Source organism: Streptomyces sp. WZ.A104 (assembly GCF_002382885.1).
In the GTDB taxonomy this organism is placed as follows: domain Bacteria; phylum Actinomycetota; class Actinomycetes; order Streptomycetales; family Streptomycetaceae; genus Streptomyces.
On the sequence record NZ_NWVL01000016.1, the window covers coordinates 64,821 to 89,791 of the forward strand.

19 protein-coding genes and 1 pseudogene are annotated in these 24,971 nt (G+C 71.7%); 16 read left to right on the forward strand and 4 right to left on the reverse strand.

Annotated elements, in window-relative coordinates; genetic code table 11:
* Window positions 1–54 precede the first annotated feature (54 nt).
* A complete protein-coding gene (locus CIB93_RS11550) occupies window positions 55–1,203 on the reverse strand; it encodes a CdaR family transcriptional regulator (RefSeq protein WP_096626694.1) in 1,149 nt (382 codons plus the stop codon).
* Window positions 1,204–1,415: 212 nt separating this feature from the next.
* Here CIB93_RS11550 and CIB93_RS11555 point away from each other — a divergent pair, with 212 nt between their 5' ends.
* Complete coding sequence (locus tag CIB93_RS11555; RefSeq protein ID WP_096626695.1) at window positions 1,416–2,342, forward strand: proline dehydrogenase family protein; 927 nt, start codon at window positions 1,416–1,418, stop codon at window positions 2,340–2,342.
* Window positions 2,343–2,421: 79 nt separating this feature from the next.
* Window positions 2,422–4,053 (forward strand): L-glutamate gamma-semialdehyde dehydrogenase, encoded by a 1,632-nt coding sequence (pruA, locus tag CIB93_RS11560; protein WP_096626696.1) that lies wholly within the window; start codon window positions 2,422–2,424, stop codon window positions 4,051–4,053.
* A 147-nt stretch (window positions 4,054–4,200) separates the two neighbouring features.
* Here the strand turns inward: pruA and CIB93_RS11565 are convergent, their stop codons facing one another.
* On the reverse strand, window positions 4,201–4,911 hold the full coding sequence (locus CIB93_RS11565) for a nitroreductase family protein (protein WP_096626697.1): 711 nt from the start codon (window positions 4,909–4,911) through the stop codon (window positions 4,201–4,203).
* 164 nt (window positions 4,912–5,075) lie between these two features.
* Here CIB93_RS11565 and CIB93_RS11570 point away from each other — a divergent pair.
* Together CIB93_RS11570 and CIB93_RS11575 are read left to right on the forward strand one after the other, a co-directional pair.
* Window positions 5,076–5,465, forward strand: a pseudogene (locus CIB93_RS11570) (S1 family peptidase); the annotation flags it as partial.
* Between the two features lie 122 nt (window positions 5,466–5,587).
* Window positions 5,588–6,142 (forward strand): GNAT family N-acetyltransferase, encoded by a 555-nt coding sequence (locus CIB93_RS11575; protein WP_096626698.1) that lies wholly within the window; start codon window positions 5,588–5,590, stop codon window positions 6,140–6,142.
* 77 nt (window positions 6,143–6,219) lie between these two features.
* Here the strand turns inward: CIB93_RS11575 and CIB93_RS11580 are convergent, their stop codons facing one another.
* On the reverse strand, window positions 6,220–7,230 hold the full coding sequence (locus CIB93_RS11580; RefSeq protein ID WP_096626699.1) for an NADP-dependent oxidoreductase: 1,011 nt from the start codon (window positions 7,228–7,230) through the stop codon (window positions 6,220–6,222).
* A gap of 147 nt (window positions 7,231–7,377) precedes the next feature.
* Here CIB93_RS11580 and CIB93_RS11585 point away from each other — a divergent pair, with 147 nt between their 5' ends.
* The 12 genes from CIB93_RS11585 to CIB93_RS11640 all read left to right on the forward strand — a co-directional run bounded on the left by CIB93_RS11585 (window position 7,378) and on the right by CIB93_RS11640 (window position 22,328).
* The gene (locus tag CIB93_RS11585) at window positions 7,378–8,295 is read left to right on the forward strand and encodes a LysR family transcriptional regulator (RefSeq protein WP_096626729.1); all 918 of its coding nucleotides are present in this window, start codon (window positions 7,378–7,380) and stop codon (window positions 8,293–8,295) included.
* Between the two features lie 283 nt (window positions 8,296–8,578).
* On the forward strand, window positions 8,579–8,707 hold the full coding sequence (locus CIB93_RS38805) for a hypothetical protein (RefSeq protein ID WP_096626700.1): 129 nt from the start codon (window positions 8,579–8,581) through the stop codon (window positions 8,705–8,707).
* A 154-nt stretch (window positions 8,708–8,861) separates the two neighbouring features.
* Complete coding sequence (locus CIB93_RS11595) at window positions 8,862–9,905, forward strand: 3-isopropylmalate dehydrogenase (protein WP_096626701.1); 1,044 nt, start codon at window positions 8,862–8,864, stop codon at window positions 9,903–9,905.
* Window positions 9,906–10,161: 256 nt separating this feature from the next.
* Window positions 10,162–11,265: a branched-chain amino acid aminotransferase gene (locus tag CIB93_RS11600; RefSeq protein ID WP_096626702.1), complete on the forward strand. Its 1,104-nt coding sequence runs from the start codon at window positions 10,162–10,164 to the stop codon at window positions 11,263–11,265.
* Window positions 11,266–11,428: 163 nt separating this feature from the next.
* Window positions 11,429–12,466: an agmatine/peptidylarginine deiminase gene (locus tag CIB93_RS11605; RefSeq protein WP_096626703.1), complete on the forward strand. Its 1,038-nt coding sequence runs from the start codon at window positions 11,429–11,431 to the stop codon at window positions 12,464–12,466.
* 76 nt (window positions 12,467–12,542) lie between these two features.
* On the forward strand, window positions 12,543–13,157 hold the full coding sequence (locus CIB93_RS11610) for a TetR/AcrR family transcriptional regulator (RefSeq protein WP_096626704.1): 615 nt from the start codon (window positions 12,543–12,545) through the stop codon (window positions 13,155–13,157).
* A 311-nt stretch (window positions 13,158–13,468) separates the two neighbouring features.
* Entirely contained in the window at window positions 13,469–15,076 is a 1,608-nt protein-coding gene (gene cimA / locus CIB93_RS11615; RefSeq protein ID WP_096626705.1) for a citramalate synthase, read from the forward strand.
* 216 nt (window positions 15,077–15,292) lie between these two features.
* Window positions 15,293–16,774, forward strand: a complete 1,482-nt coding sequence (locus CIB93_RS38810; RefSeq protein ID WP_257002144.1) for a family 1 glycosylhydrolase — start codon at window positions 15,293–15,295, stop codon at window positions 16,772–16,774.
* A gap of 70 nt (window positions 16,775–16,844) precedes the next feature.
* Window positions 16,845–19,967 carry a glycoside hydrolase family 3 N-terminal domain-containing protein gene (locus tag CIB93_RS11625; RefSeq protein WP_096626706.1) on the forward strand — a complete coding sequence of 1,041 codons (3,123 nt, stop codon included), beginning with the start codon at window positions 16,845–16,847 and terminating at the stop codon, window positions 19,965–19,967.
* Window positions 19,968–20,034: 67 nt separating this feature from the next.
* The gene (locus tag CIB93_RS11630; RefSeq protein WP_096626707.1) at window positions 20,035–21,414 is read left to right on the forward strand and encodes a hypothetical protein; all 1,380 of its coding nucleotides are present in this window, start codon (window positions 20,035–20,037) and stop codon (window positions 21,412–21,414) included.
* Between the two features lie 187 nt (window positions 21,415–21,601).
* Window positions 21,602–22,087: a hypothetical protein gene (locus tag CIB93_RS11635; RefSeq protein WP_306454811.1), complete on the forward strand. Its 486-nt coding sequence runs from the start codon at window positions 21,602–21,604 to the stop codon at window positions 22,085–22,087.
* 7 nt (window positions 22,088–22,094) lie between these two features.
* Window positions 22,095–22,328: a hypothetical protein gene (locus tag CIB93_RS11640; protein ID WP_096626709.1), complete on the forward strand. Its 234-nt coding sequence runs from the start codon at window positions 22,095–22,097 to the stop codon at window positions 22,326–22,328.
* A gap of 280 nt (window positions 22,329–22,608) precedes the next feature.
* On the opposite strand, the gene CIB93_RS11645 is transcribed toward CIB93_RS11640, so the two are convergent.
* Window positions 22,609–24,891, reverse strand: a complete 2,283-nt coding sequence (locus CIB93_RS11645) for a FlgD immunoglobulin-like domain containing protein (protein ID WP_096626710.1) — start codon at window positions 24,889–24,891, stop codon at window positions 22,609–22,611.
* Between the last annotated feature and the right edge of the window lie 80 nt (window positions 24,892–24,971).

Here is a 24,971-nt window from a genome sequence, read left to right on the forward strand (position 1 = left end):
TCGGCCCCGCGCCGTCCGCCGCAGGGCCGATGTCACGGGACCCGGTGAAGCGGACTACAGCCGCGCCCGCTTCACCGCCATGTGCAGCAGCAGCCGGTCCTCGCCCTCGTTGAGGTCGAGGCCGGTGATCTGCTGGATGCGGGAGAGCCGGTAGTAGAGCGTCTGGCGGTGGATGCCAAGGGCGGCGGCCGTCCGGCTCGCCTGACCCGCGCAGTCCAGGAACACCTCCGCCGTGTGCGCCAGCTCCCGGTGCGGCGGGGTCAGCAGCGAGGCGACCGCCGGGTCCCCGGCGTCCGTGCCGGTGCCCGGGAGCGCGGTCAGCAGGCGGTACGGGCCGATCGCCGACCACCGGGCGACCGGGCCGAGACGGGTCTCCGCCCGGGCCGCGCGGGCCGCCGCCACCGCCTCCCGCCACGAGACCGTCAGCTCGTCCAGCCCTCGGCGGGGGCCCGCGATCCCCCCGGTGGCCGCCGGCGGGCCACTCGCGCGCAACCGGTCCGCCGCGTTCAGGGCCGGGTCCAGACGGTCCGCCGAGCGCAGCCGGATCAGTGCCGCCAGCGCCGCGGGCCCGGCGGCCCCGGGTGCGGCGACCGTCGCCAGCGCGGCCGCCGAGGCCACGCCCCGTACCGAAGGCGTGTCGTCCGTCCACGGGGTCACGCACACCACCGCGTGCAGCCCCTCTGCGTCCCGCCCCAGCGCCTCGCCCAGCGCGGCGACAGCGCTGTCGTGCTGCCGCCCCGGCCCGGCGGTCAGGACCGCGCCGAACTCCCGCGAGAGGTCGGCACCCGCCCGCGCCTCGTCGGCGAGCAGCGCCCCGATCCGGGCGGTGACCTCCATCGCGGCGGCCAGCCGTTCGTCAGCAGGCCCCGGGTCGGTGTCGAGCAGCCAGACGTAACCGAGGACGACACCCCGATGGCGTACCGGAAGGCAGACGCGGTCCCGGAACACCCCGGCCTCGGGGGCGGCGGGGATGCGGACGGGGCCGGTGGCCCGGGTGATGCCGAAGCCCTCGAACCAGGCGCGGACGGCGGGGGTGGAGCGGCGGGTCAGGATCGAGCGGGTGCGGACCGGGTCCATCGCCGTGTCGTCGTCGCTGTCGTGGGCCCCGAAGGCGACCAGTCCGAAGTCCCGGTTCTCCAGGGTGGCCGGGGCGCCGAGGAGGGCGGAGATCTCGTCGACCAGTTCCTGGTAATCGCCTGTCACCCGGCCATTCTCGCACCCCCTCCCGGCCATCTTCAGACAGATGTCTGAGATGGCGGCCACGGATGCGTGACAGGTGTCGATGGCACAGGGTCGGCGGGGTGCCTAGATTTCACGGTGGTTATCCGTGCCGTACCAGTGTGTTCATGTCTGTACACCTACGTTCATGTACGTACCGTTACGGCCCTTCGTTCGTTCATCCGTGGAGGTACCCCGTGCTGGGTCCCGTGATTCTCGCCGCATCGCGCAGCGACAAGATGCGCCGGTTCGTCTCGGCCGCGCCCGGCACCAAGCAGGTCGTCGACCGCTTCATCGCCGGGGAGACCGTCGACCAGGTCGTGCCGATCGTCGTGGACGCCGCGGACAAGGGCCTGGAGGTCACGCTCGACGTCGTCGGTGAGGACATCACCACCCCCGGGCAGGCCGAGGCCGCGCGCGACGCGTACCTGGAGCTCGTCGAGCGTCTGAAGGCCCTGGACCTGGGCACCCGCGCCGAGATGTCCGTCAAGCTGTCGATGTTCGGCCAGGCGCTGGAGAACGGCCACGAGCTCGCCCTCGCCAATGTGCGCCCCGTCGTCGAGGCGGCGGCCGCCATCGGCACCACGGTCACCCTGGACGCCGAGGACCACACCACCCTCGACTCGATGTTCGCCATCCACGAGGAGCTGCGGAAGGACTTCCCGCAGACCGGCTGCGTCATCCAGTCCTACCTGTTCCGCACCGAGGACGACGCCCGTCGGCTCGCCGCCGCGGGCAGCCGCGTACGCATCGTGAAGGGCGCCTACAAGGAGCCCGCCTCCGTCGCGTACCAGGACAAGGCCGAGATCGACAAGGCGTACGTCCGGATCACCAGGATCCTGATGGAGGGCGAGGGCTACCCGATGATCGGGTCCCACGATCCCCGTCTCATCGCCATCGCCCAGGAGCTGGGCCGCCAGGCGGGGCGCAAACTGGATGAGTACGAGTTCCAGATGCTGTACGGCATCCGCAGCGACGAGCACATCCGGCTCGCGGCCGAGGGCCACCGGATGCGCGTCTACACGGCGTACGGCACCGACTGGTACGGATACTTCATGCGACGCCTCGCGGAGAAGCCGGCCAACCTGCTGTTCTTCGCCCGTTCGGTCCTCACCAAGGGCTGAGCACCCGGCCCCGACCCCGGGCTGAACCGGCCACGGCCGACACACCCATCCCCGCCGAAACCAAGGAGACAAGGCAACCATGGACGCCGTCACCCAGGTCCCCGCGCCGGTCAACGAGCCGGTCCACTCCTACGCCCCGGGTTCCCCGGAGCGCGCCCGCCTGGAGGTGAAGCTCAAGGAGCTCGCCGACAATCCGATCGACCTGCCGATGACCATCGGCGGCGAGAAGCGGATGGGCGGCGGCGAGCGTGTGAACGTCGTACAGCCGCACAACCACAAGGCCGTCATCGGCACCTTCGCGGGCGCCACCGAGCAGGACGCGCAGGACGCCATCGACGCGGCCCTCGCCGCCGCTCCGGCCTGGCGCGCGATGTCCTTCGACGACCGCGCGGCGATCATCCTGCGCGCCGCCGAGCTGCTGTCGGGCCCCTGGCGCGAGACGCTGGCCGCCTCCACGATGCTCGGCCAGTCCAAGACCGCCCAGCAGGCCGAGATCGACACCCCCTGCGAGCTGATCGACTTCTGGCGCTTCAACGTGCACTACGCGCGCCAGATCCTCGCCGAGCAGCCCCCGGCTAACTCCCCGGGCGTGTGGAACCGCATGGACCACCGCCCGCTGGAGGGCTTCGTCTACGCGATCACGCCGTTCAACTTCACGGCCATCGCGGGCAACCTCCCCACCGCCCCCGCCCTCATGGGCAACGTCGTGGTGTGGAAGCCGTCCCCGACCCAGACCCACGCCGCCGTGCTGCTGATGCAGCTCCTGGAGGAGGCCGGTCTGCCCAAGGGCGTCATCAACCTGGTCACCGGCGACGGCAAGGCCGTCTCCGAGGTGGCGCTGAACCACCGCGACCTGGCCGGTATCCACTTCACCGGCTCGACCCCCACCTTCCAGCACCTGTGGAAGACCGTCGGCAACAACATCGCCAACTACCGCACCTACCCGCGGCTCGTCGGCGAGACCGGCGGCAAGGACTTCGTCGTCGCGCACCCCAGCGCCGACCGCGCCGTCCTGAAGACCGCGCTGACCCGCGGCTCCTTCGAGTTCCAGGGCCAGAAGTGCTCGGCGTCCTCCCGGGCGTACGTCCCGGCCTCCATCTGGAACTCCGGTTTCAAGGAGGAGTTCGCGGCCGAGGTCGACTCCATCAAGATGGGTGACGTCACCGACCTGACGAACTTCATCGGAGCCGTCATCGACGAGCGCTCGTTCGCCAAGAACAAGGCCGCGATCGACCGCGCCAAGTCCGACCCGGCGTGCACGGTCGTCGCGGGCGGCACCTACGACGACTCGGTGGGCTACTTCGTCCGTCCGACCGTCATCGAGTGCTCCGACCCCGAGAACGAGGTCTTCACGACCGAGTACTTCGGCCCGATCCTCGCGATCCACGTCTACGAGGACGAGAAGTACGACGCCATGCTGGAGCAGATGGAGTCGGTGTCCGACTACGCGCTGACCGGCTCGGTCATCGCGGGCGACCGCGCGGCCGCCGCGTACACGATGGACAAGCTCCGCTACGCCGCGGGCAACTTCTACATCAACGACAAGTCGACCGGCGCCGTCGTCGGCCAGCAGCCCTTCGGCGGCGGCCGTGCCTCCGGCACCAACGACAAGGCGGGCGCCCCGCAGAACCTCCAGCGCTGGACTCTGACCCGGGCCATCAAGGAGACGCTGGTCCCGCCGACCGACTACACCTACCCCCACCAGGGCTGACGCCCTCCCGGGGCGCCGCAGCACGCCGCCCCGGGCCCCAGGGGCTCTCCGCCGCGGGAGAGCCCCTCCTGAGCACCGCCCCCCGACCGGTCCCCCTACCGGCCGGGGGGCGGTTTCCATGGCGGGGCCTTTCCGCTAGGCGGCCCGTCAGATCTCCACCAGCACCTGATCCAGCGACTTGCGCACCAGGTCGGGGACCTCGCAGTCGTCCGCGGGATGGCCGACGGGGATCACGGCGAACGCCTTCTCGTTCTCGGGTCGGCCCAGCACCTCGCCGAGGAAGCGCATCGGGCTCGGGGTGTGGATCAGCGCGGCGAGCCCGGACAGGTGCAGGGCGGTGAGCAGCATGCCCACCGCGATCCCGACCGACTCGTCGACGTAGTAGTGCTTGCGCTTGGTGCCGTCCTCGCCCAGCCAGTAGCGCTGCTGGAAGACCACGATCAGGGCGGGCGCGTCCGTCATATGGGCCTTGACCGCGTCGGTACCCAGCGGGCGCAGGGCGGCGAGCCACTCCTCGCCGAGCCGCCCGTCGTAGCTCAGCTTCTCCTCGTGCTCGGCGGCCTCGCGGATGCGGCGGCGTACCTCCGGGTCCTTGACCAGGACGAAGGTCCACGGCTGCTGGTGGGCGCCGGAGGGGGCGGTGGCCGCGCAGGCGATGGCGTCGCGCAGCACCTGCTCGGGGACGGGGTCGGGGGAGAAGGCGCGGACGGTCCTGCGCTCGTCCATCCGGCGGCGCAGCCGGGCGGCATGGGCCAGGGATGTCCTCGGGGCGATCCGTTCGGGGCGGTAGGGCGTGGGGCGGTACGGGGCGCCATGGGTGGGCGACCACTGCTGAGGTGCGGGTGTCGTGTCGGACATGGGCGCAGTGTGCGCGGTGGCGGAGGCCGGGGGGAAGCGGTGCTTCGGACAGGAGGGGAGCGGGTCCCGGTCAGTGTCCGATGACCGGGACCGGCCGTCCGCCGGTGCCCCTGGGGTGCGCGGCCTTGGACGCCCCGGGGCACGCACCCTTGTGGTTAGGTAACCCGACCAACGACTACGGCATCGTCCGCTACACCGACGGCTCGTCGCCCGCCGGAACCGTCGACCTCTACAACGGCTCCACCCAGGACATCACCTCCGCGGGCAACGCCGTCGTCGGCCAGGCGATCCGCAAGAGCGGGTCCACGACCAAGGTGACCTCCGGAACGGTCACCGCCGTCAACGTCACCGTCAACTACAGCGACGGGCCCGTCTACAACATGGTCCGCACCACCGCCTGCTCGGCCGGAGGGGACAGCGGCGGCGCGCACTTCGCCGGATCCGTCGCCCTCGGCATCCACTCCGGCAGCTCCGGCTGCTCGGGCACCAACGGCTCGGCCATCCACCAGCCGGTGACCGAGGCGCTGTCCGCGTACGGCGTCACGGTGTACTGATCCGCCACCGGTTCCCCCCTCCGCACTCCACGGTCCGCCCGGACCGGCACGCGCCGGGTCCGGGCGGACTACCGGTCCTTCTCACGTGCGGACCGGACCGCCCGCGCGCGAGGATGGGCGGCATGACCGAGCCCGCCCCCGCCGTGCGTACCGTCCACACCGTCGAGCTGACCGCCGCCGAGCGCGCGAAGATCCGCGCCCTGCTCGACACCGCCTTCGACGGCGACTTCGCGGACCAGGACTGGGAGCACGCACTCGGCGGCATCCACGCCCTGATCCACGGCGAGGACGGCCTCCTGGTCGCCCACGGCGCCGTAGTCCAGCGCCGCGTCCTGCACGCGAACCGCTCCTACCGCGTCGGATACGTCGAAGCCGTCGCCGTCCGAGCCGGCCACCGCCGGGGCGGCCTCGGCCACCGGGTGATGGCCGCGTTGGAACACGTCATCGACACGGCCCACGACTTCGGGGCCCTGTCCGCCTCCGACGCGGGCGCCGCCCTTTACGCGGCACGTGGCTGGCAGGTGTGGCCGGGCCGCCTCACCGCCCTCGGCCCGGACGGCCCGGTCCCGCTCCCCGAGGAGGAGGGAAGCACGTACGTACGCCCCGCGGCCGGACGCCCACTGCCGGCCCCCGTCCACCCGCTCGCCTTCGACTGGCGGGAGGGCGACCTGCTGTGACGGCGAGCCGCTGTGACGGCCTCCTGTGACGGCGACCTGCTGTGACGGCGATCCGCTGTGACCGGGGAGGGGCGCGCTCAGCCGGCGATCCGGATCAGCATCTTCCCGGTGTTCTCGCCCCGCAGCATCCCGAGGAACCCGTCCACGGTCCGCTCGAACCCGTCCACCACGGTGACGTCCGGCACGACCAGCCCGCTCCGCAGATGCGGCACCAGAAGGGCGTCCAGCTCCTGCTGCACGCCGTAGTGGTTGCGGACCATCACCCCTTCCAGGCGCAGGCTTTTGCCCACGATGTCGAACAGGTTGCGCGGGGCGGCGGGCGGCTCGTGCGCCGAGTGGTACTGGGAGATCGCACCCACCCACGCGATCCGGCCGTGCTCGCGGAGCACCGAGATCGCGCCCTCCAGATGGTCCCCGCCGACGTTGTCGACGTACGCGTCGATGCCGTCGGGCGCCGCCTTCGCCAGCAGCTCGCCGACCGGTCCTTCGTGGTAGTCGAAGGCCGCGTCGAAGCCGAGCTCCCCGGTCAGCCGGGCGACCTTCGCGGGCGACCCGGCGCTGCCGATCAGGCGCCCCGCGCCGAGCAGCCGGGCCATCCGCCCCACCGCCGTGCCGACCCCGCCCGCGGCCGCCGAGACGAACAGGTCCTGGCCCGGCCGGAACTCCAGGGTGCGGGTGAGCGCCACATACGCGGTGAGCCCGGTGCCGCCGAGCAGTGAGAGGTGGGCGGTGAGCGGGACCCCTTCGTACGCCGGGACCTTGCGCACCCCGGCCGTGCCGAGGGAGACCAGCGCATGGGTCCGCCAGCCCTCGCGGTGCAGGACGAGATCGCCCTCCGCCAGCCCCGGGTCGCGCGAGGCCGTCACCCGGCCCAGCGCCCGCCCCTCCAGCGGCACGCCCAGCTCCCAGCCGCCGTCCATCTCCTCCCGGTGGTAGGGGTCCACCGACAGATACAGGTTCTCCACCAGCGCGGTGCCGGGGGCCGGCTCCGGTGCGGGGGATGTGTCGACGGCGAAGAGGTCGGGCGTGGGGAAGCCGTCCGGGCGGGCGGTCAGCCGGAAGGTGCGGGCGGTGCGCTGTGTCGTCATGCCGCTGACGGTAGAAGGGGCCGGGGGTGTTCGGGCAGGGGGTGGCGTCGATGGAAGAATCGTTTCCATGAACAGCTCTCATAGGCAGAGGTCACGGGCGTTCGGGCGGAGGTCTCGGGCGTTGCGCGGCGGGTGGTGCGGGTCGCGATGACCGACCTCGCCCCGCGTGAACTCCGCGTCATCGTCGCCGTGGCCGAGGGCCGCGGGTTCTCCACCGCCGCCCGGGCCCTCGGCATGACCCAGTCCGCCGTGTCCCACTCCGTACGCACCAGCGAGCGCAAGATCGGCGCCGTGCTGTTCGACCGGGGCCGCCTCGGCGCGACCCCCACCCCGGCCGGGGCGGCGGTCGCCGGTCACGCCCGGCGCGTCCTGCGGCTGCTCGACGTGCTGGGTGCCGAGGCCCGGGGGATCGCGGCGGGGCCCGGCTCCGCGGACACGGTGAGCGGACCGCTGCGGATCGCCGCGTTCCGCAGCGCCGCCCTGTATCTGCTGCCGCCCGCGCTGGAACGCCTCACCGCCCGCCATCCGGGCATCGAGCCGGTGGTGCGGATGGTCCGCGAGCTGGGCCCGGGCACGGCGGGCGAGGTGCTGGACGGGCGGGCCGACGTGGCGGTCGCGACGCTCGGGACCGCCTCTCCCCTGCCGCCCGGGCTGGTGGGCGGAGTGCTGCTGGAGGAGGAGTACGCCCTGGTGCACCCCGCCGGGCACGCCGCGCCCCGGAGCCTGCCGTTGGTCGACTGGGCCGAGAACTGCACCTCGTACACCCGCGACTGGTGGGCGGCCCAGGAGTGGATCCCCCGGGCGACCGTGGAGGCCGAGGACGACGGAGCGGTGCTCTCCATGGTGTCCCGCGGTCTCGGCATGGCGATCATGCCCGCTCTGTCCCTGCGCGGCGCACCCGACGGCATGGACATCACCGCTCTCGGACCCGACCGGCCCACGCGCTCGATCGGCTATGTCACCACGCCTGAGCAGGCGCGATCCCTCGCCGTACGCGCGCTGATCCGGGAACTGCGGGCGGAGCGCGGAGAGGAGGCCGTCTCAGATAGTAGGAAGTCCGACTAACTGTGGAGACAGAGCGGCTCGGCTGTCCTAGCTTGGTAGAAGCCGAACGAATCGCTCGATCGAGCGACTGCGGCGGTTGCGGGCGCACGCCCCGAAGCAGGTAACCCCTGCGGCGTACGCTCCCCGCCCCTTCCGGCGCCTCGAAATCCGATCCCGGCCCGGCCCCGGCACCGCACCGCCCCGCAATGCCCCGCACGGCACTGTCCTGCACGGCACTGCATCGCGATGCGCCTGCCCGCCCGCCCCTCCCGGCATCCATGCGATCTCAAGGAGTCGATCCATCATGGCCAACACCACCACCCGCCGCGTCCGCCGCAGCTCCCGTCCGGCCGAGGCCGAGCGCAAGAACGCAGCCGCCGCCCTCCAGCGCGCCCTCGACCGCCGCGACAACGGTGGCGAGACCGGCCACTGAGCCACCGGCCCGCTGAGTCACCGGCCCACCGCCTGCGGCCCCGGAGTCGCAGGCGCACCGCCCGCGCACACCGTCCCCACCCCGAACACCCTTGCCGCGTCCGTATGGTGGACATCGGATGTCATGGGGTGGGACGCACCGTTAGGCTTCCCGCATGTCTCGCAGCATCGATCTCGCAGTGATCCCCGGTGACGGAATCGGCCAGGAAGTTGTGGCCCAGGGCCTCAAAGTCCTCAACGCTGTCCTCCCGCAGGATGTGAAGCTGGAGACCAAGGAGTACGACCTTGGCGCCCAGCGCTGGCACCGCACCGGCGACACCCTCCCGGACGCGGAGCTGGAGGCGCTCAAGAACCACGACGCCATCCTCCTCGGCGCGATCGGCGACCCGTCCGTGCCGTCCGGCGTCCTGGAGCGCGGGCTGCTGCTGAAGCTGCGTTTCGCCTTCGACCACTTCATCAACCTGCGGCCCTCCAAGCTCTTCCCGAACACCGCGACCCCGCTCGCCGGCCGCCCCGACATCGACTTCGTCGTCGTCCGCGAGGGCACCGAGGGCCCGTACACCGGCAACGGCGGCTCGCTGCGCACCGGCACCCCCGCCGAGGTCGCCACCGAGGTCAGCGTCAACACGGCGTACGGCGTCGAGCGCGTGGTCCGGGACGCCTTCGAGCGCGCGGCCGCCCGCCCGCGCAAGAAGCTGACGCTGGTCCACAAGAACAACGTCCTCGTCTACGCCGGCCACCTGTGGAAGAACACCTTCGACCGGGTCGCCGCCGAGTACCCGCAGGTCAGCACCGACTATCTGCACGTCGACGCCGCGACGATCTTCTTCGTCACCCAGCCGGAGCGCTTCGACGTCATCGTCACCGACAACCTCTTCGGTGACATCCTCACCGACCTCGCCGCCGCTGTGACCGGCGGTATCGGCCTGGCCGCCTCCGGCAACATCAACCCGACGGGCGCGTTCCCGTCGATGTTCGAGCCGGTCCACGGCTCCGCCCCCGACATCGCGGGGCAGGGCAAGGCCGACCCGACCGCCACGGTCCTCTCCGTCGCCCTCCTGCTGCGCCACCTCGGCCACGAGGCCGAGGCCGTACGCATCGAGGACGCCGTCTCCGCCGATCTCGCGGAGCGCGACGGGGCCGCCACGCGTACGACCGACGAGATCGGCGACGCCCTCGCGGTACGCGTAGCGAGCTGACCCGACGACTCCACTTCGAAGCCGCCGGGTCGCAACAGCGCCCGGCGGCTTCACCTGTGCGGCCACCGGGTGCCACCATCGATCCCTGGACCGCATTCACACCGTTTCGTGCACGGCCCCCCGCGAGTGATAATCGAACGCGGGGCCGTGGCTCGCGGTAAAGCTCGGACGTCCTAGGACCTGACCGGAAAGCGTCGGGCATGAACGGGCGTGGGCGCGGTCCATCACACACAAGACCGGTGAAGGACACGCACTCATGACGACGCCCACGATCGAGCTCAAGCCCTCCTCGAACCCGCTGTCCGACGCGGAGCGCGAGGCGATCCTGGCCAGCCCCGGATTCGGCCGGCACTTCACCGATCACATGGTGACGATCCGCTGGACCGAGGGCCGCGGCTGGCACGACGCCGAGCTGGTCCCCTACGGCCCGCTGTCGCTGGACCCGGCCAACATGACCCTGCACTACGCGCAGGAGATCTTCGAGGGCCTCAAGGCCTACCGCCAGCCCGACGGCTCGGTCGCCTCCTTCCGCCCCGACGCCAACGCCCGCCGCTTCCAGCGCTCGGCCGCCCGCCTGGCCATGCCCGAGCTGCCTGTCGAGACGTTCATCGCGGCCTGTGACGCGCTGGTGCAGCAGGACAAGGCGTGGGTCCCGGCGCACGGTGGCGAGGAGTCGCTCTACCTGCGCCCGTTCATGATCGCCACCGAGGTCGGCCTCGGCGTGAAGCCGGCCAACGAGTACCTCTTCCTGGTGATCGCCTCGCCCGCCGGCGCCTACTTCCCCGGCGGCGTGAAGCCCGTCTCCATCTGGCTCTCCGAGAACCGCGTCCGCGCCGTCCCGGGCGGCATGGGCGACGCCAAGACCGGCGGCAACTACGCGGCCTCCCTCCTCGCCCAGGCCGAGGCCGCCGAGCACGGCTGCGCCCAGGTCGCCTACCTCGACGCGGTCGAGCACAAGTGGGTCGAGGAGCTCGGCGGCATGAACCTGTACTTCGTGTACGAGCAGGAGGACGGCTCCAAGAAGATCGTCACGCCCGCCCTCACCGGCTCGCTCCTCGCGGGCGTCACCCGCGACTCCCTCCTCAAGGTCGCCCGCGACCTCGGTTACGGCTCCGAGGAGGGCCGGATCTCCATCGACCAGTGGCGCGAGGACACCGCGAACGGCACCCTCGTCGAGGTCTTCGCCTGCGGCACCGCCGCCGTCATCACCCCGGTCGGCCTGGTGAAGTCCGAGGGTGGCGAGTGGACCCAGAGCGGCGGCGAGCCCGGCGAGGTCACCATGAAGCTGCGGGAGCGTCTTCTCGACATCCAGCGCGGTGTCGTCGAGGACACCCACGGCTGGATGCACCCGCTCGGCTAGGGGCTCCTCAGTCCAGGATCAGGCCGCACCCGGCTTCTTGCCGGTGCGGCCTTTTCCGTACCCGGGGATTAGAGCGCCACTCGAAAGGCCATGGGGAAAACTTCCGTAACAACCTCGGCCGCCGTTAGAGTGGCACTCAAATCATCGAGCCCAGGAGCCTCCCATGGCAGTCACCCCGGCCCCCGCCGCCTTCCGCATGCCCCCCGAGTGGGCGCCCCACGAGCGCACCTGGATGGCCTGGCCGGGACCCAACCACACCTTCGCCTCCGACGCCGAGCTGGACGAGGCCCGCCACGCCTGGGCCGCCGTCGCCCGGGCCGTACGACGGTTCGAGCCCGTCACGATGGTCGTCGGGCCCGGGCAGGAGGAGGGTGCGGCGGCGCTCCTCGGGCCGGACGTGGAACTGGTCCTGCGGCCGCTCGACGACGCCTGGATGCGGGACATCGGGCCCACCTTCGTCACCGACGGCCGGGCGCTCGCCGCCGTCGACTGGAAGTTCAACGGCTGGGGCGCCCAGGGCTGGGCCCGCTGGGAGAGCGACCAGCACATCGCCCGGGCCGTCGCCGAGCTGACCGGTGTCCCCGCGCACAGCTCCCCGCTCGTCAACGAGGGCGGCGCGATCCACGTCGACGGCGAGGGCACCGTCCTGCTCACCGAGACCGTCCAGCTCGGCAAGGAGCGCAACCCCGAGTGGACCCGCGAGCAGGTCGAGGCGGAGATCCACGCCCGCCTCGGTACCGAGAAGGCCATCTGGCTGCCGCGCGGACTGACCGGTGACTACGGGACGTACGGCACGCTCGGCCATGTCGACATCGTCGCCGCCTTCGTCCGCCCGGGCACCGTCGTCGCCCACGTCCAGCCGGACCCGGCCCACCCCGACCACGAGGTCGGCCGGGAGCTCCTGGCCGTGCTGCGGGCCGCCACCGACGCCAGGGGGCGCCCGCTGGAGGTCGTCGAGGTGCCCGCGCCCACCGTGCTGCGCGACGAGGACGGGGAGTGGGTCGACTACTCCTACATCAACCACTACCTCTGCAACGACGGCGTGGTCCTCTGCGCCTTCGACGACCCGCGCGACGAGGAGGCGGCGGCGATCTTCCGGAGCCTGTTCCCGGACCGTACGGTGACCCTGGTCGATGCCCGTACGATCTTCGCCGGTGGTGGAGGCATCCACTGCATCACCCAGCAGCAGCCCAGGATCTGAACCCGGCAGCAGCCCGGGATCTGGCCCCGGCAGCAGCCCAGGATCTGTACCCGGACCCGTCCCGAAAGCCCCGCCCATGACCCCCGCCCCCCGCCGCACCCACCACGCCGCCCCGCCCCGCGAGGACGTCCTCGCCGCCGCCATGGCCACCATCGCCGAGCGCGGGCTCGACGGGCTGACCATGGCGGGGCTCGGGCGCGAGGTCGGGATGAGCAGCGGGCACCTGCTCTACTACTTCCGCACCAAGGACGAGCTGCTGCTCCAGACCCTGGAGTGGAGCGAGAACCGCCTCGGGGCCGAGCGCCGTGCCCTCCTCGCCGAACCGGGGGCCGCCCGCGAGCGGCTGGACGCGTACATCGACCTCTACCTGCCCGCCGGGCACAGCGACCCCCACTGGACGCTCTGGCTGGAGGTCTGGGGCCGCTCGCAGAACGCGGACGACGAGGCCAGGGCCCGGCAGGCCGCCATCGAAGGGGCCTGGCACCGGGACCTGGTCGCGCTGCTGGCCGAGGGGGTCTCGCGCGGGGAGTTCCGGGCGGTGGACGCCGACCGGTTCGCCGCCCGGCTGAGGGCGCTGCTGGACGGTTTCAGCGTCCATGTGACGGTGGGGATTCCGGGGACGGGCCGGGAGCAGGTGCTCGCCCAGGCCGCGGAGTTCCTGGACGAGACGCTGACGGCGGGCGCCGCGTGAGAGGTGCGACGAGCGTCACGACCGCATCCTGAGACACCCCCGTCACGGGCGCGTCACTGTGCGAGACTTCTGCCGTGTCCTCGTTCGTCATGATTATTGGCAGCAGGCGCGCCGGTCCGCAGTGACCGTGCCGTACCACCCCGTACGGCACGGACATCGTGCCCCAGACCCGCGCGCAGACCTCTCGCACCCGCGAGGGGTTTTTTCGTTTTCCGGCCCGCACCCCGGGCCGGAAAGGAGCGCGCGGGATGATGGGGGCAAGTGGAGCCCGATCGTCCGGATCCACTCATCCGACAGGAGTCAGATTCAGCATGACCACCAAGGCCAACGCCACCGACGACAGTTTCCATGTCTTCGACACCACACTGCGCGACGGTGCTCAGCGTGAGGGCATCAACCTGACGGTCGCCGACAAGCTGACCATCGCCCGGCATCTGGACACCTTCGGGGTCGGCTACATCGAGGGCGGCTGGCCGGGGGCCAACCCGCGCGACACGGAGTTCTTCGCCCGCGCCCAGCAGGAGATCACGTTCGAGAACGCCCAGCTCGTGGCGTTCGGTGCGACCCGCAGGGCGGGCGGCAGCGCGGCCGACGACCCGCAGGTCAAGGCGCTTCTGAACTCCGGGGCCCCGGTGATCACGCTGGTCGCCAAGGCGCACGACCGCCATGTCGAGCTGGCCCTGCGCACCACGCTGGAGGAGAACCTGGAGATGGTCCGCGACACCGTCTCCCACCTGCGCGAACAGGGCCGCCGAGTCTTCGTGGACTGCGAGCACTTCTTCGACGGCTACCGCGCCAACGCCGCGTACGCCAAGTCCGTGGTCCGTACCGCGCACGAGGCGGGTGCCGAGGTCGTCATCCTCTGCGACACCAACGGCGGCATGCTCCCCGCCCAGATCCAGGCCGTCGTCTCCACCGTCATCGCCGACACCGGCGCCCGGCTCGGCATCCACGCCCAGGACGACACCGGCTGCGCGGTCGCCAACACCCTGGCCGCCGTCGACGCGGGCGCCACCCACGTCCAGTGCACGGCCAACGGCTACGGCGAGCGCGTCGGCAACGCCAACCTCTTCCCGGTGGTCGCCGCCCTGGAGCTCAAGTACGGCATGAAGGTGCTGCCCGAGGGCGCCCTCGCCGAGATGACCCGGATCTCACACGCCATCGCCGAGGTCGTCAACCTCACCCCCTCCACCCACCAGCCGTACGTGGGCGTCTCGGCCTTCGCCCACAAGGCCGGGCTGCACGCCTCCGCGATCAAGGTCGACCCCGACCTGTACCAGCACATCGACCCGGAGCTGGTCGGCAACACCATGCGGATGCTGGTCTCCGACATGGCGGGCCGCGCCTCCATCGAGCTGAAGGGCAAGGAGCTCGGCGTCGACCTCGGCGACGACCGCGCCCTGGTCGGCCGGGTCGTGGAGCGCGTCAAGGAACGCGAACTGAAGGGCTACACCTACGAGGCCGCCGACGCCTCCTTCGAGCTGCTGCTGCGCGGCGAGGTCGAGGGCCGGGCCCGGCGCTACTTCCGTACGGAGTCCTGGCGGGCCATCGTCGAGGACCGCCCCGACGGCACGCACGCCAACGAGGCCACCGTGAAGCTCTGGGCCAAGGGCGAGCGAATCGTCGCCACCGCCGAGGGCAACGGCCCGGTCAACGCCCTGGACCGGGCCCTGCGCGTCGCCCTGGAACGGATCTACCCGCAGCTCGCCAAGCTGGAGCTGATCGACTACAAGGTCCGCATCCTGGAGGGCCGCACCGGCACCGAGTCCACCACCCGGGTCCTGATCACCACGGGCGACGGCACGGGCGACTGGTCGACCGTGGGGGTCGCCGAGAACGTCATCGCCGCGTCCTGGCAGGCGCTGGAGGACGCGTACACCTACGGGCTGCTGCGCGCGGGCATCGAGCCCACGGAGTAGCCCGGCCGTACCGCAGTATGCCGGAGCCGCCGCCCCGATCCCGGGGCGGCGGCTCTCTCGCGTTCAAAAGGTGAACACACAACGCCTTCTGTCCGCCCGGCAGTTGAGACCTGCCCAATCTCGGCGTGAAGTATTGACGGCCCTGTATCGGCGCGGTTAACTCCAGCCGCAACGCCGGTACCGGTTCCGGAACCGGTACCGAACGCCTCGCCCGGCATGCCCACCACCCTGCACCTGCCCGTCCCTTGCCTGCCCTGCCGCCCTGACCTCAGAAAGGCCCAACGCGCCGACCGGGCCAAGGAGTTGCTCGGCCTGGCCGGCATCTCCGCCGACCGGCTCGCCGCCTACCCGCACCAGCTCTCCGGCGGCATGCGGCAGCGCGTGATGATCGCGATGGCCCTCGCCCCGGATCCCGAGATCCTCGTCATGGACGAGCCCACCACCGCGCTGGAGGTCGTGATGCAGCGGCAGATCCTGCGACGGCTGGTCCGGTTGAGGGAACAGCTGAACTTCTCGGTCGTGTTCATCACCCACGGCATCTCGCTCCTGATCGAATTCTCGGACCGGATCGCGATCATGTACGGGGGCCGCATCGTGGAGGAGGCGGGCGTGGCGGAGATCTACCGCGACCCACGCCACCCCTACAGCGACGGGCTGCTCCACTCCTTCCCCGCGCTGCACGGCCCCCGCCGCGAACTGACCGGCATCCCCGGCTCTCCGCCCCACCTGTCCGCGATGCCCAACGGCTGCGACTTCCACCCGCGCTGCACCCAGACCTTCGCACCCTGCGCCACACAGATCCCGCCGCTCGCCCCGCCCGCGCCGGGACCGGCCGCTGAGGCCGCCGTCCCGGGCGAGGCACCCACACCCGGCCGCCGCGACCTCGGGGCCGCCCTGCACGCCGTCCACCACCTGCTCCTGGGCCACGGACTGGCCGCCGGTGCGCTGCGGGACGCGGCGGGCGGCAACCCCCTGGAGCTGGGCATCACCCTCAACCTGGGCACCGCCACGCCCGAGACTGACAGCGAGGCCGACCGCGAGGCGTGCCGCCGCGCCGACGGCATGGGCGCCCGGCTCTACCTCGACCCGGTCGTCCACGGCCGCTATCCCGAGGACGTCATCGCGGACCTGGCCGCCCAGAACATCGAACTCCCGGTACGGGACGGCGATGCGGCGGCCATCGCCACCCCGATCGACGTGCTCAGCGTCAACTTCTACCGGGGCGCGCTGTTCTCCGGGGTCACCGACGACGGCTCGCCCATCGACGCCGAAGGGGTGCCGGTGGTCCGGATGGTGGACCGTGATCGGCCGCGTACGGCCATGGGCTGGGAGATCAACCCCACCGAACTGACCGACCCGCTCCTGCGGTTGGAGCGTGACTACGGACTGCCGACCGTCATCACGGAGAACGGCGCGGCCTTCGATGACACCGTGGACCCCGACGGCTCCGTCCCCGACGCCGACCGCACCGCCTACCTCGCCGACCATATAGCCGCCGTCGTCGCGGCCCGCGCCCAAGGGGCCGACGTCCGGGGCTACTTCGCCTGGTCGCTGATGGGCAACTTCGAGTGGGCGTACGGCTACGCCAAGCGGTTCGGCATCGTCCGCGTCGACTACGACACCCAGGTCCGCACGCTCAAGGACAGCGCGAAGTGGTACCGCGACACGATCGGCCTCACCCGCGCCGGGACCGCCTGACCCACCAGAACCGCCAGGGCGCGCCCGGCAACTCCCCGAGCAACTCCACCCCCAAGAAGAGAGCGCTCCCATGTCCCGCATCCCGCACCCCCGCTCCCGCCCCCGCAAGGGCGGAAGCAGACCCGCCACGGCTGCCTTCGCCGCCGCGGCCGTCCTGGCCACCCTGCTCGCCGGACCGGCCACCAGTACCGCCGTCGCGGCCGCCGACGACCCGGCCCCCGTCCTCATCGACCGCTTCGAGGGCGAGGTGCCGCTCGGCAGCACCCCGCCCGCCGACGCGATCTTCACCTGGGGCGGCGACGCGGACGACCACCCGCGGCTGGAGCTCGCCGAGCGTGCCGACGCCCCCGAGGGCGGACACGTCCTCGAAGGCTCCTACGACATAAGCGCGTACGGCGGGTTCAGCCATGAGTTCGCCGTGGACACCCCGCCGCAGGACTGGACCGCGCACCAGGGCATCCGCTTCTGGTGGTACGGCCAGAACACCGCGCCCCTGCCGCCCGGTTCGGGCAAACGGATCAACTTCGAGATCAAGGACGGCGGAGCCAACGGCGGCGCGTCCGAGCTGTGGACCACCTCCTTCACGGATGACTGGGAGGGCTGGCAGCTCGTCGAGATCCCCTTCACGGACTTCGAATACCGCACCGACTACCAGCCCGTCGGCGGCATCGACCAGGTCCTCGGCCTCAACGAGATGTGGGGCTACGCCCTCACCCTGCCCGGGGGCGCACCCGGCGACTTCGCCCTCGACGCCGTCGAGCTGTACGGCAAGGCCGACCCGGCCCTGACAGCAGCCGTGGTCACCGACGCGGCGGTCCACCCGCTGAAGAACGGCGAAACGGCCCAGGTGGCCATCTCCGTCGCCACCACCGGCTCCGTCCCCACCGAGGAACCGGTCACCGTCACGTACGCCACGAAGGGCGGCACGGCCGAGGCGGGCAAGGACTACACCCCGGTCACCGGCAGCCACACCTTCCCCGCGGGCACCCCCTCCGGCACCACGCACAAGGTCGCCGTCCGCACGGCACAGGCGTCGAAGGCCTCCGAGGCGAGGACGATCCCCCTGGAACTGACGGTCACCGGCGCGAAGGCCCCCCGGGAGAACCCGCAGGTCGTCATCGACGCCCACGGACTCCCGTACCAGAACGCCGAGTTGCCCGTTCAGCAGCGGGTCGCGGACCTGCTGTCACGTATGTCACCCGCCGAAAAGGCGGGCCAGATGACCCAGGCCGAACGCAACGCCCTCCGCGCCCCCGGGGACATCGCCGCCTACGACCTGGGCTCGCTGCTCTCCGGCGGCGGCTCGGTCCCCACCCCCAACACGGCCGCCGCCTGGGCGAAGATGGTCGACGCCTACCAGCTGCGCGCCCAAGCCACCCGCTTCCAGATCCCGCTGATCTACGGCGTGGACGCGGTGCACGGCCACAACAACGTCGTCGGCGCCACGATCATGCCGCACAACATCGGCATCGGCGCGGGCCGCGACCCCAGGAGCGCCGAGAGGACCGGTGCGATCACCGCCAAGGAAGTCCGCTCCACCGGCGTCCCGTGGGACTTCGCCCCGTGCGTCTGCGTCACCCGTGACGAGCGCTGGGGCCGCTCCTACGAGGCGTTCGGCGAGGACCCGGCGCTCGTAGAGGCCATGGAGACGGTCATCCAGGGCATGCAGGGCAGCCCCTCCGGCAAGGACCTGCACCGCAATGACAAGGTGCTCGGCAGCGCGAAGCACTTCGTCGGCGACGGCGGCACCGCGTACGGCTCATCCACCACCGGCTCGTACACGACCGACCAGGGCATCACCAAGGTCACCCGCCAGGAGCTGGAGGCGGTCCACCTGTCCCCGTTCGCGGAGTCGGTGAAGAGGGGCGTCGGCACGATCATGCCCTCGTACTCCTCGCTCGACATCATCGGCGACGGCCGGGGCCCGGTGAAGATGCACGCCCACGCCGAGATGATCAACGGCGTCCTCAAGGACCGGATGGGCTTCGAGGGCTTCGTGATCAGCGACTGGCAGGCCATCGACCAGATCCCCGGCGACTACCCGAGCGATGTCCGTACGGCGGTCAACGCCGGTCTGGACATGATCATGGTCCCGACGGCGTACCAGGACTTCACCAGGACGCTGAAGGAAGAGGTCGCGGCGGGCCGGATCAGCCAGGCCCGGATCGACGACGCGGTCTCCCGCATCCTCACCCAGAAGTTCCGCCTCGGCCTCTTCGAGAAGCCGTACGCGGACACCACCCACCTGGACAAGGTCGGCTCGGCCGAACACCGTGCGGTGGCCCGCGAGGCGGTGGCGAAGTCGCAGGTCCTGCTGAAGAACGGCAACAGGAACGGGGAGGCGGTCCTGCCCCTCAAGCCCTCCCAGAAGGTGTACGTCGCCGGGTCCAACGCCGACGACATCGGCAACCAGGCCGGCGGCTGGACGATCAGCTGGCAGGGCTCGTCCGGGAAGATCACCCCGGGCACGACGATCCTTGAGGGTATGAGAAAGGCGGCGAGGAACCCGGACTCGGTCACGTACTCGCGGGACGCCTCCGCCGCCACGGACGGACACGACGTGGGCGTGGTCGTCGTCGGGGAGACCCCGTACGCCGAAGGCATCGGAGACGTCGGCAACGGACACGACCTGGAGCTCACCGACGCCGACCAGGCGGCGGTGGACAAGGTCTGCGCGGCCATGAAGTGCGCGGTCCTGATCGTCTCGGGCCGCCCGCAGCTCATCGGCGACCAGCTCGGGGACATGGACGCGCTGGTGGCCTCCTGGCTGCCGGGTTCCGAGGGCGACGGCGTGGCCGACGTGCTCTACGGCAAGCGCCCCTTCACCGGGCAGCTCCCGGTGACCTGGCCGAAGTCGCAGGCGCAGCTTCCGATCAACGTGGGGGACACGGCATACGACCCGCAGTTCCCGTACGGCTGGGGCCTGACCACCCTGAAGCAGCCCCCGGCCGGCGGTGAGCTGACCCTCGCGGCCCTCGCCGTGGCCGCCCAGGTCGCCGAGAGGGCGAAGCTGGGCAGGACCCCGGCGGGCAAGGCGATCGTGGACCGGGCGAGGCTGCTGGTCCAGCAGAGGATCAACGGGAAGTTCACCCAGGCGGTGTCGAAGCCGTTCGCGGAGGCGGACCACCTGCTGCTCACGGGCGATCTGACGGGCGCGGTGGCCAAGCTGCGTACGGCGTACCGAGCCGCGTAGGCCGCGTAGCGACCAAGGGCTCCAGGCGGGCGACGCCGTTCTTCGCCCGCCTGGAGTAGCGTTAAGTATGAGGAAAAGGCTCTTCCCCTCGCTGTTGGCGGGCCTGCTGCTCATCTTGGCAGCGGCTGCATTCGCCCTGACCTCCCCTGCGTCGGCCGCCGCCCCCGCCGCGACCATCCAAGACGCCGCCCAGGCCCTGCGCGACGACCCGGTGTATGTGGACCCGGACGCTCGCGATCAGCTTTCCGTCGCTGACGAGAAGGCCCTGGAAGAGAAGATCACGGACGCCGACAAGCCGGTGTTCGTGGCAGTCCTGCCCGACACCGAGGCCTTCCCTGAGGAAGGCCTTCTCCAGACCCTGCGCAGCGACACCGGCATCACCGGCGTCTACGCGGTCCGGCTCGGCGACGGCTTCGACGCGGGCGCGGACCCGCAGGTCATGCCGGTCCGGGCGGTGCAGAACCTCACGGCTTCCGTGGAGAACCCCGCCATCGCCACGGACACGAACGCCCAGCTCAACGCCTTCGTCGACAGAGCCGTGGAACAGGCCAGGGGCACGGCCCCCGCGTCCTGGTCCGGCGGCGGCGCGGCGGACGACCCGGGAGCCCCCGTCTCCGGCCTGATCACACTCGGCGCACTGGTGGCAGCGGGCGGTGCGGGCGCGTACGCGATCTCCCGCCGCAACAAGCGCCGCAAGGAGGAAGAGGAGCGCATCGCGCTCGACAAGCTCCGGGTCGTCGTCGACGAGGACATCACCGCGTACGGCGAAACCCTGGAGCGCCTGGACTTCCACCCCGCCGAACCGGGCGCGGACGACACCATGCGCACCGACTACGAACGGGCCCTGGACTCCTACGAGAGCGCCAAGACGAAGATGGACAAGGCCGCGCACCCCTCTGACGTGCGCGGAGTCACCCAGTCCCTGGAGGAAGGCCGCTACGCCCTCGCGGTCCTGGAGGCCCGCCGCACCGGCGCGGAACTCCCGGCCCGCCGCCCGCCGTGCTTCTTCGACCCGCGCCACGGCCCCGCGGTCACGGAGGTCCTGTGGACCCCGTCCGGCGGCGCGACCCGCGAGGTCCCGGTCTGCGGCGCGGACGAGATCCGGCTCAGCCGGGGCGAGGACCCCATGAGCCGTACGGTCGACGTGGGCGACGGCAACCGCCGCCCGTACTGGGAGGCGGGCCCGGCCTACGGCCCCTGGGCGGGCGGCTACTTCGGCGGCGGCCTGCTCCCCGGCCTCCTCATGGGCACCATGCTCGGCTCGATGCTCGCGACCCCGGCGTACGCCTCCGAATACGGCGGCGGTGACTTCGGCGGCGGCGCGGGCGGCGACTGGGGCGGCGGCGACTTCTCCGGCTCCGACTTCGACTCCTCCGGTTTCGGCGGGGGCGGCTTCGGTGACGGCGGAGGCTTCGGGGGCGGAGGCTTCGACGGAGGCGGCTTCTGAGCGCCCAGGCGTACAGGATTCCAAGCGTCCCGGGTTCCGGCCGATCCCCTCAGCCGGGGCCCGGGGCTCGGGGCTCGGACCCCGGGGGAGAGCCGGAGGCAGCCCCCGTGCGAGGCTGCGGCGCATGGGGTGGACATGCAAACTGCACGGGGGTGTCGCGTCGGGGTTGGGCGCGGTACTTCTGACGATGGCCGCGCTGACCTGGCTGCCGGGAACGCTGCCGTGGGGCGAGGCGCAATGGCCGGTGGTGACGGCATTCGCGCTCGCCCTCGTGATCTTCGTAGCGGCCATGGCGCGTATGGTCCTGACGGGCGCGGACCGGGGCACGATGTGGCGGGCTTTCCGGTGCCTTCCCGGCAGGGCACAGGCCGGACTCGCGGTCCTGGCCGTGTCGGCCGCGACGATCCTGGCCCTTGGCATGGCGGGGACGGACCTCCAAGCCCCCGAGGCGAGGGACGGCCGGTACTACGCCTACGACACGAGCCCGCGCGGCACGGTCGAGATCCCGGAGAGCGAGTACCGGGCCCTCCAGGAGAGCGGCCTCCGGATGATGCTCGCGATCCCCGGCCTGCTCCTCGTCACCGCGGCCGGCACCGTGCTGGCGGCCGGAGAACTGCGCCGGGCGGACCGTGGACAGAAGACGGGCGTGCCCTTTACCGGCGGGAGCCGTTGAACCGGGCATGAAGAAGCGAAGCGTACTTGCCGTTGTCACTCTCGCCACCGGGGCCGTCATCGCCGCCATCAGCCCGCCCCCGGGAGGCGGGGACTCGGCCCACGCGGCCGAACCGCCCGTCTCGCTGGGCGCACTCGACAACGTCGGCGACCTCGGCAAGCTGGTCGAAGGCGCGGCGGACACGACGACCTCCACCGCGGGCACGGTGACCACGACGGTCTCCGAGGCCCGGTTCAGCTGACCCCACGCAGGATTGCTCACCACGTTCCGCGCTGAGGGCTGCCGGAATCCGGCAAGGCGCGAGGACGTGCCGAGCCCACCGCATGCTGGTGCCCGTCGACAGAGTGCGAGGGCACCAGCAGTGGCCGAGGCCGAACGCCGAAACGGGACATGTTCACGCGGTGGTTCCCGTCGAACCCTCCGCCCCGCACGGGGGTTTCCGAGCCCGGCCGTCCGTCCCGTGCGGAAGTTTCCTGAGCCCCGCACGGGGCGGACGGCCGGGGCCCCGTGCGGGGCCGGGCTCAGTCGGTGACCCTCAGGGTGCCCGAGGACGTGGCGTCCGCCCCCGTGCCGTCGGAGGGCTTGGCGGTCAGCCGCCATGTGTAGCCGCCGGTCGGCACGGTGTCGCCCGACGCGGACGTACCGTCCCAGCTGACACGTACCGTGCCGCGTGTGTCCTCGCCCGTCCAGGTGCGGACGACCTCGCCGGTCGCGCGGCGGGTGACCGTCAGCTGCCAGGACGCCGCCGGCTTGGAGAGCCACCACGCGGCACTCCAGCCGCCCGCCGCGGTGGCGGGAACGGCGCTGTGGGTGATGCTCAGCGGGGAGACGGCCTGCTGCGGGGCGGTGACGTGGACGGTGTCGTCGGTCCCGACCCAGGCGAGCTTGCCCGCGTCCGCGTCCAGGGTCCAGGTGGAGCCGCGGCCGTCGCCGTCCGCGGGCGGCTTCACGCCCGTGACGGTGCCCAGGCCGGCGGTGGAGCCGTCGGGACGCAGGGCCGTGAGACGCAGCTCCCCGGACGCATCGCTGTGGGCCAGGAAACGGTCGCCCAGCAGGACCCGGGACACCGGGGCGGGGTAGTCGCGATGGGTCGCCGTGTCGTACACGCCCGCCGCGTCCTCGGATGCGCAGTTCCAGTACAGCAGGGTGCCGCTGTGCTGGAGTTCGCCGGGCACGCAGTCGGTACCGAGGTCGTGGCGCCCGGTCGACTTCCCGGAGCGGAGGTCGATCACGTTCACCATGCCGGGCTTGCCGGGCGCGGACTTGTACAGCCGGTCCCCGGCCAGCACCGCGCCCTGCGCCGGCTGTTCGCGGACGACGAGGTCGCGGGCGACGTCGATGACGTACTGCCGCCCGCCCGCCTGGTACAGCACGAACTCCGGTGACGTGTCGATGATGCGTCCGCCCGTGCCGGGCAGGGGCATGCCCTCGCCCGGCCGGTCCGGGTCGTCGCCGGTCACGAGTACGTCGGCGCCGGCGCCGGAACCGGTGACCAGCCGGGCCAGCCCCTCGTCCGTGCCGTCGGCGAAACGGCCTGCCACGAGTCCGGGGAAGTCGGCGAGCCGCGCACCGTCCGCCGGGTCGAGCCCGGTCCCGATGTCCTTGCCGTGCAACGTGTCCGTCCCGGCCAGCGAATTGACGTACCGCAGCCGCCCCCGGTCGAGGCTCAGCGCCCCGATCACGCCGTCCGCCGTCTTGACCTTCGGAACCTCCCGCAGCAGCAGATCGGAGATGAGCCCCAGGCCGTCCTTGCCGAACGAGTGGATGGCCCGCTTTCCGTCGGCGTCCCTGCCGAGTGCCACCACGTTGCCGTCGCCCTCGGCTCGGAGGAAGGTCGTCTCGACCTCGCTCAGGAGCGTGCGCTCGGTGTCCGCCCCGGCGAACGGCGTGAGACGCAGCGGGCCGCCGGTGTCCTCGTGCCAGACCACGTTGTCGGCCACCACGAACGTGGTGACCTCACTGTCGGGAGACTCCGTGGCGAGCGGGACGACACGAGGTGCGGCCGTGCTGCCCAACGGCATGACCCTGACTCCCTGGCCTCCGCTGCCGTCGCGCGAGAACCAGCTGACGGTCGTCTGGGTGATGCGGAAGCTGCTCGCCTCACCGGTCACGGGCAGCGGAGCGACCCGGCCGTTGTACGCGGTCAGGATGCCGTAGCCCGGGGAGCCGTCGGCGGTGCGGTAGCCGATGACGACGTTGCTGGAGTAGGCACCGAGCACCACGGGCTCGGCGTCGGTGCTGGCTCCGGCGGGCAACTGCACGACGGGATCGTCCGCCGCGGCCCCGCCCCGGGCCACCCGCATCTCGTACGTCCCGTCGCCGCGGTCGACCGTCGCGAGCACCCAGCCGCCCGCGAAGCGCAGATTGAGGTATCCGGCGGGCACCTTGAGGGTGCTGTTGAAGGCGGGGTCCTCGATGCCGACCCGTACGACGTCCGTCCCGCCGTCGGCGCGCTGCTGGGTGTAGATGGCCCGGTTGTGCTCGTCATGGCCGCCCACGAGCAGGTGCTGCGGCACCGATGCGATCTCCGTGACGACCCTCGTACGTCTGTTGTACGAGTTCGTCCAGAGATAGCTCCCGCCCTCGCGGTGCAGTACGCCGTATCTGCCGGTCGCCAGTATGGTCTCGGGCCCCTCGCCGAAGGCGTCGGGCGCGGGTATCAGGACTTCGGCCGCCTCGGCGGCGTGCGCCGTGACCGGTAGTGCCGTGGCGAGCCCCCCGGCCAGCACCACCGAGATCGCCGCCGCTCCCACGGCCCGTCCGGTACGTCGGGTACGGCTGCTCGTGTACAGGTGTCGGGACACCTGAACCCCCCTTGTTCGTTGAACGACCATGCGCATCTGTGATGCGAACACGATCAACTTTATTCACAGGTGGGGAAGTT

Excerpts from the sequence above, each read along its gene's own strand:
- CIB93_RS11630 (WP_096626707.1), top strand. The coding sequence starts at position 20,035 with ATGAGGAAAAGGCTCTTCCCCTCGCTGTTGGCGGGCCTGCTGCTCATC.
- cimA (WP_096626705.1), top strand. The coding sequence starts at position 13,469 with ATGACCACCAAGGCCAACGCCACCGACGACAGTTTCCATGTCTTCGAC.
- CIB93_RS11625 (WP_096626706.1), top strand. The coding sequence starts at position 16,845 with ATGTCCCGCATCCCGCACCCCCGCTCCCGCCCCCGCAAGGGCGGAAGC.
- CIB93_RS11610 (WP_096626704.1), top strand. The coding sequence starts at position 12,543 with ATGACCCCCGCCCCCCGCCGCACCCACCACGCCGCCCCGCCCCGCGAG.
- CIB93_RS11585 (WP_096626729.1), top strand. The coding sequence starts at position 7,378 with ATGACCGACCTCGCCCCGCGTGAACTCCGCGTCATCGTCGCCGTGGCC.
- CIB93_RS11600 (WP_096626702.1), top strand. The coding sequence starts at position 10,162 with ATGACGACGCCCACGATCGAGCTCAAGCCCTCCTCGAACCCGCTGTCC.
- CIB93_RS11595 (WP_096626701.1), top strand. The coding sequence starts at position 8,862 with ATGTCTCGCAGCATCGATCTCGCAGTGATCCCCGGTGACGGAATCGGC.
- CIB93_RS11605 (WP_096626703.1), top strand. The coding sequence starts at position 11,429 with ATGGCAGTCACCCCGGCCCCCGCCGCCTTCCGCATGCCCCCCGAGTGG.
- CIB93_RS11565 (WP_096626697.1), bottom strand. The coding sequence starts at position 4,911 with ATGTCCGACACGACACCCGCACCTCAGCAGTGGTCGCCCACCCATGGC.
- CIB93_RS11575 (WP_096626698.1), top strand. The coding sequence starts at position 5,588 with ATGACCGAGCCCGCCCCCGCCGTGCGTACCGTCCACACCGTCGAGCTG.
- CIB93_RS11640 (WP_096626709.1), top strand. The coding sequence starts at position 22,095 with ATGAAGAAGCGAAGCGTACTTGCCGTTGTCACTCTCGCCACCGGGGCC.
- pruA (WP_096626696.1), top strand. The coding sequence starts at position 2,422 with ATGGACGCCGTCACCCAGGTCCCCGCGCCGGTCAACGAGCCGGTCCAC.
- CIB93_RS11635 (WP_306454811.1), top strand. The coding sequence starts at position 21,602 with ATGGCCGCGCTGACCTGGCTGCCGGGAACGCTGCCGTGGGGCGAGGCG.
- CIB93_RS38805 (WP_096626700.1), top strand. The coding sequence starts at position 8,579 with ATGGCCAACACCACCACCCGCCGCGTCCGCCGCAGCTCCCGTCCGGCC.
- CIB93_RS11580 (WP_096626699.1), bottom strand. The coding sequence starts at position 7,230 with ATGACGACACAGCGCACCGCCCGCACCTTCCGGCTGACCGCCCGCCCG.
- CIB93_RS38810 (WP_257002144.1), top strand. The coding sequence starts at position 15,293 with ATGCCCACCACCCTGCACCTGCCCGTCCCTTGCCTGCCCTGCCGCCCT.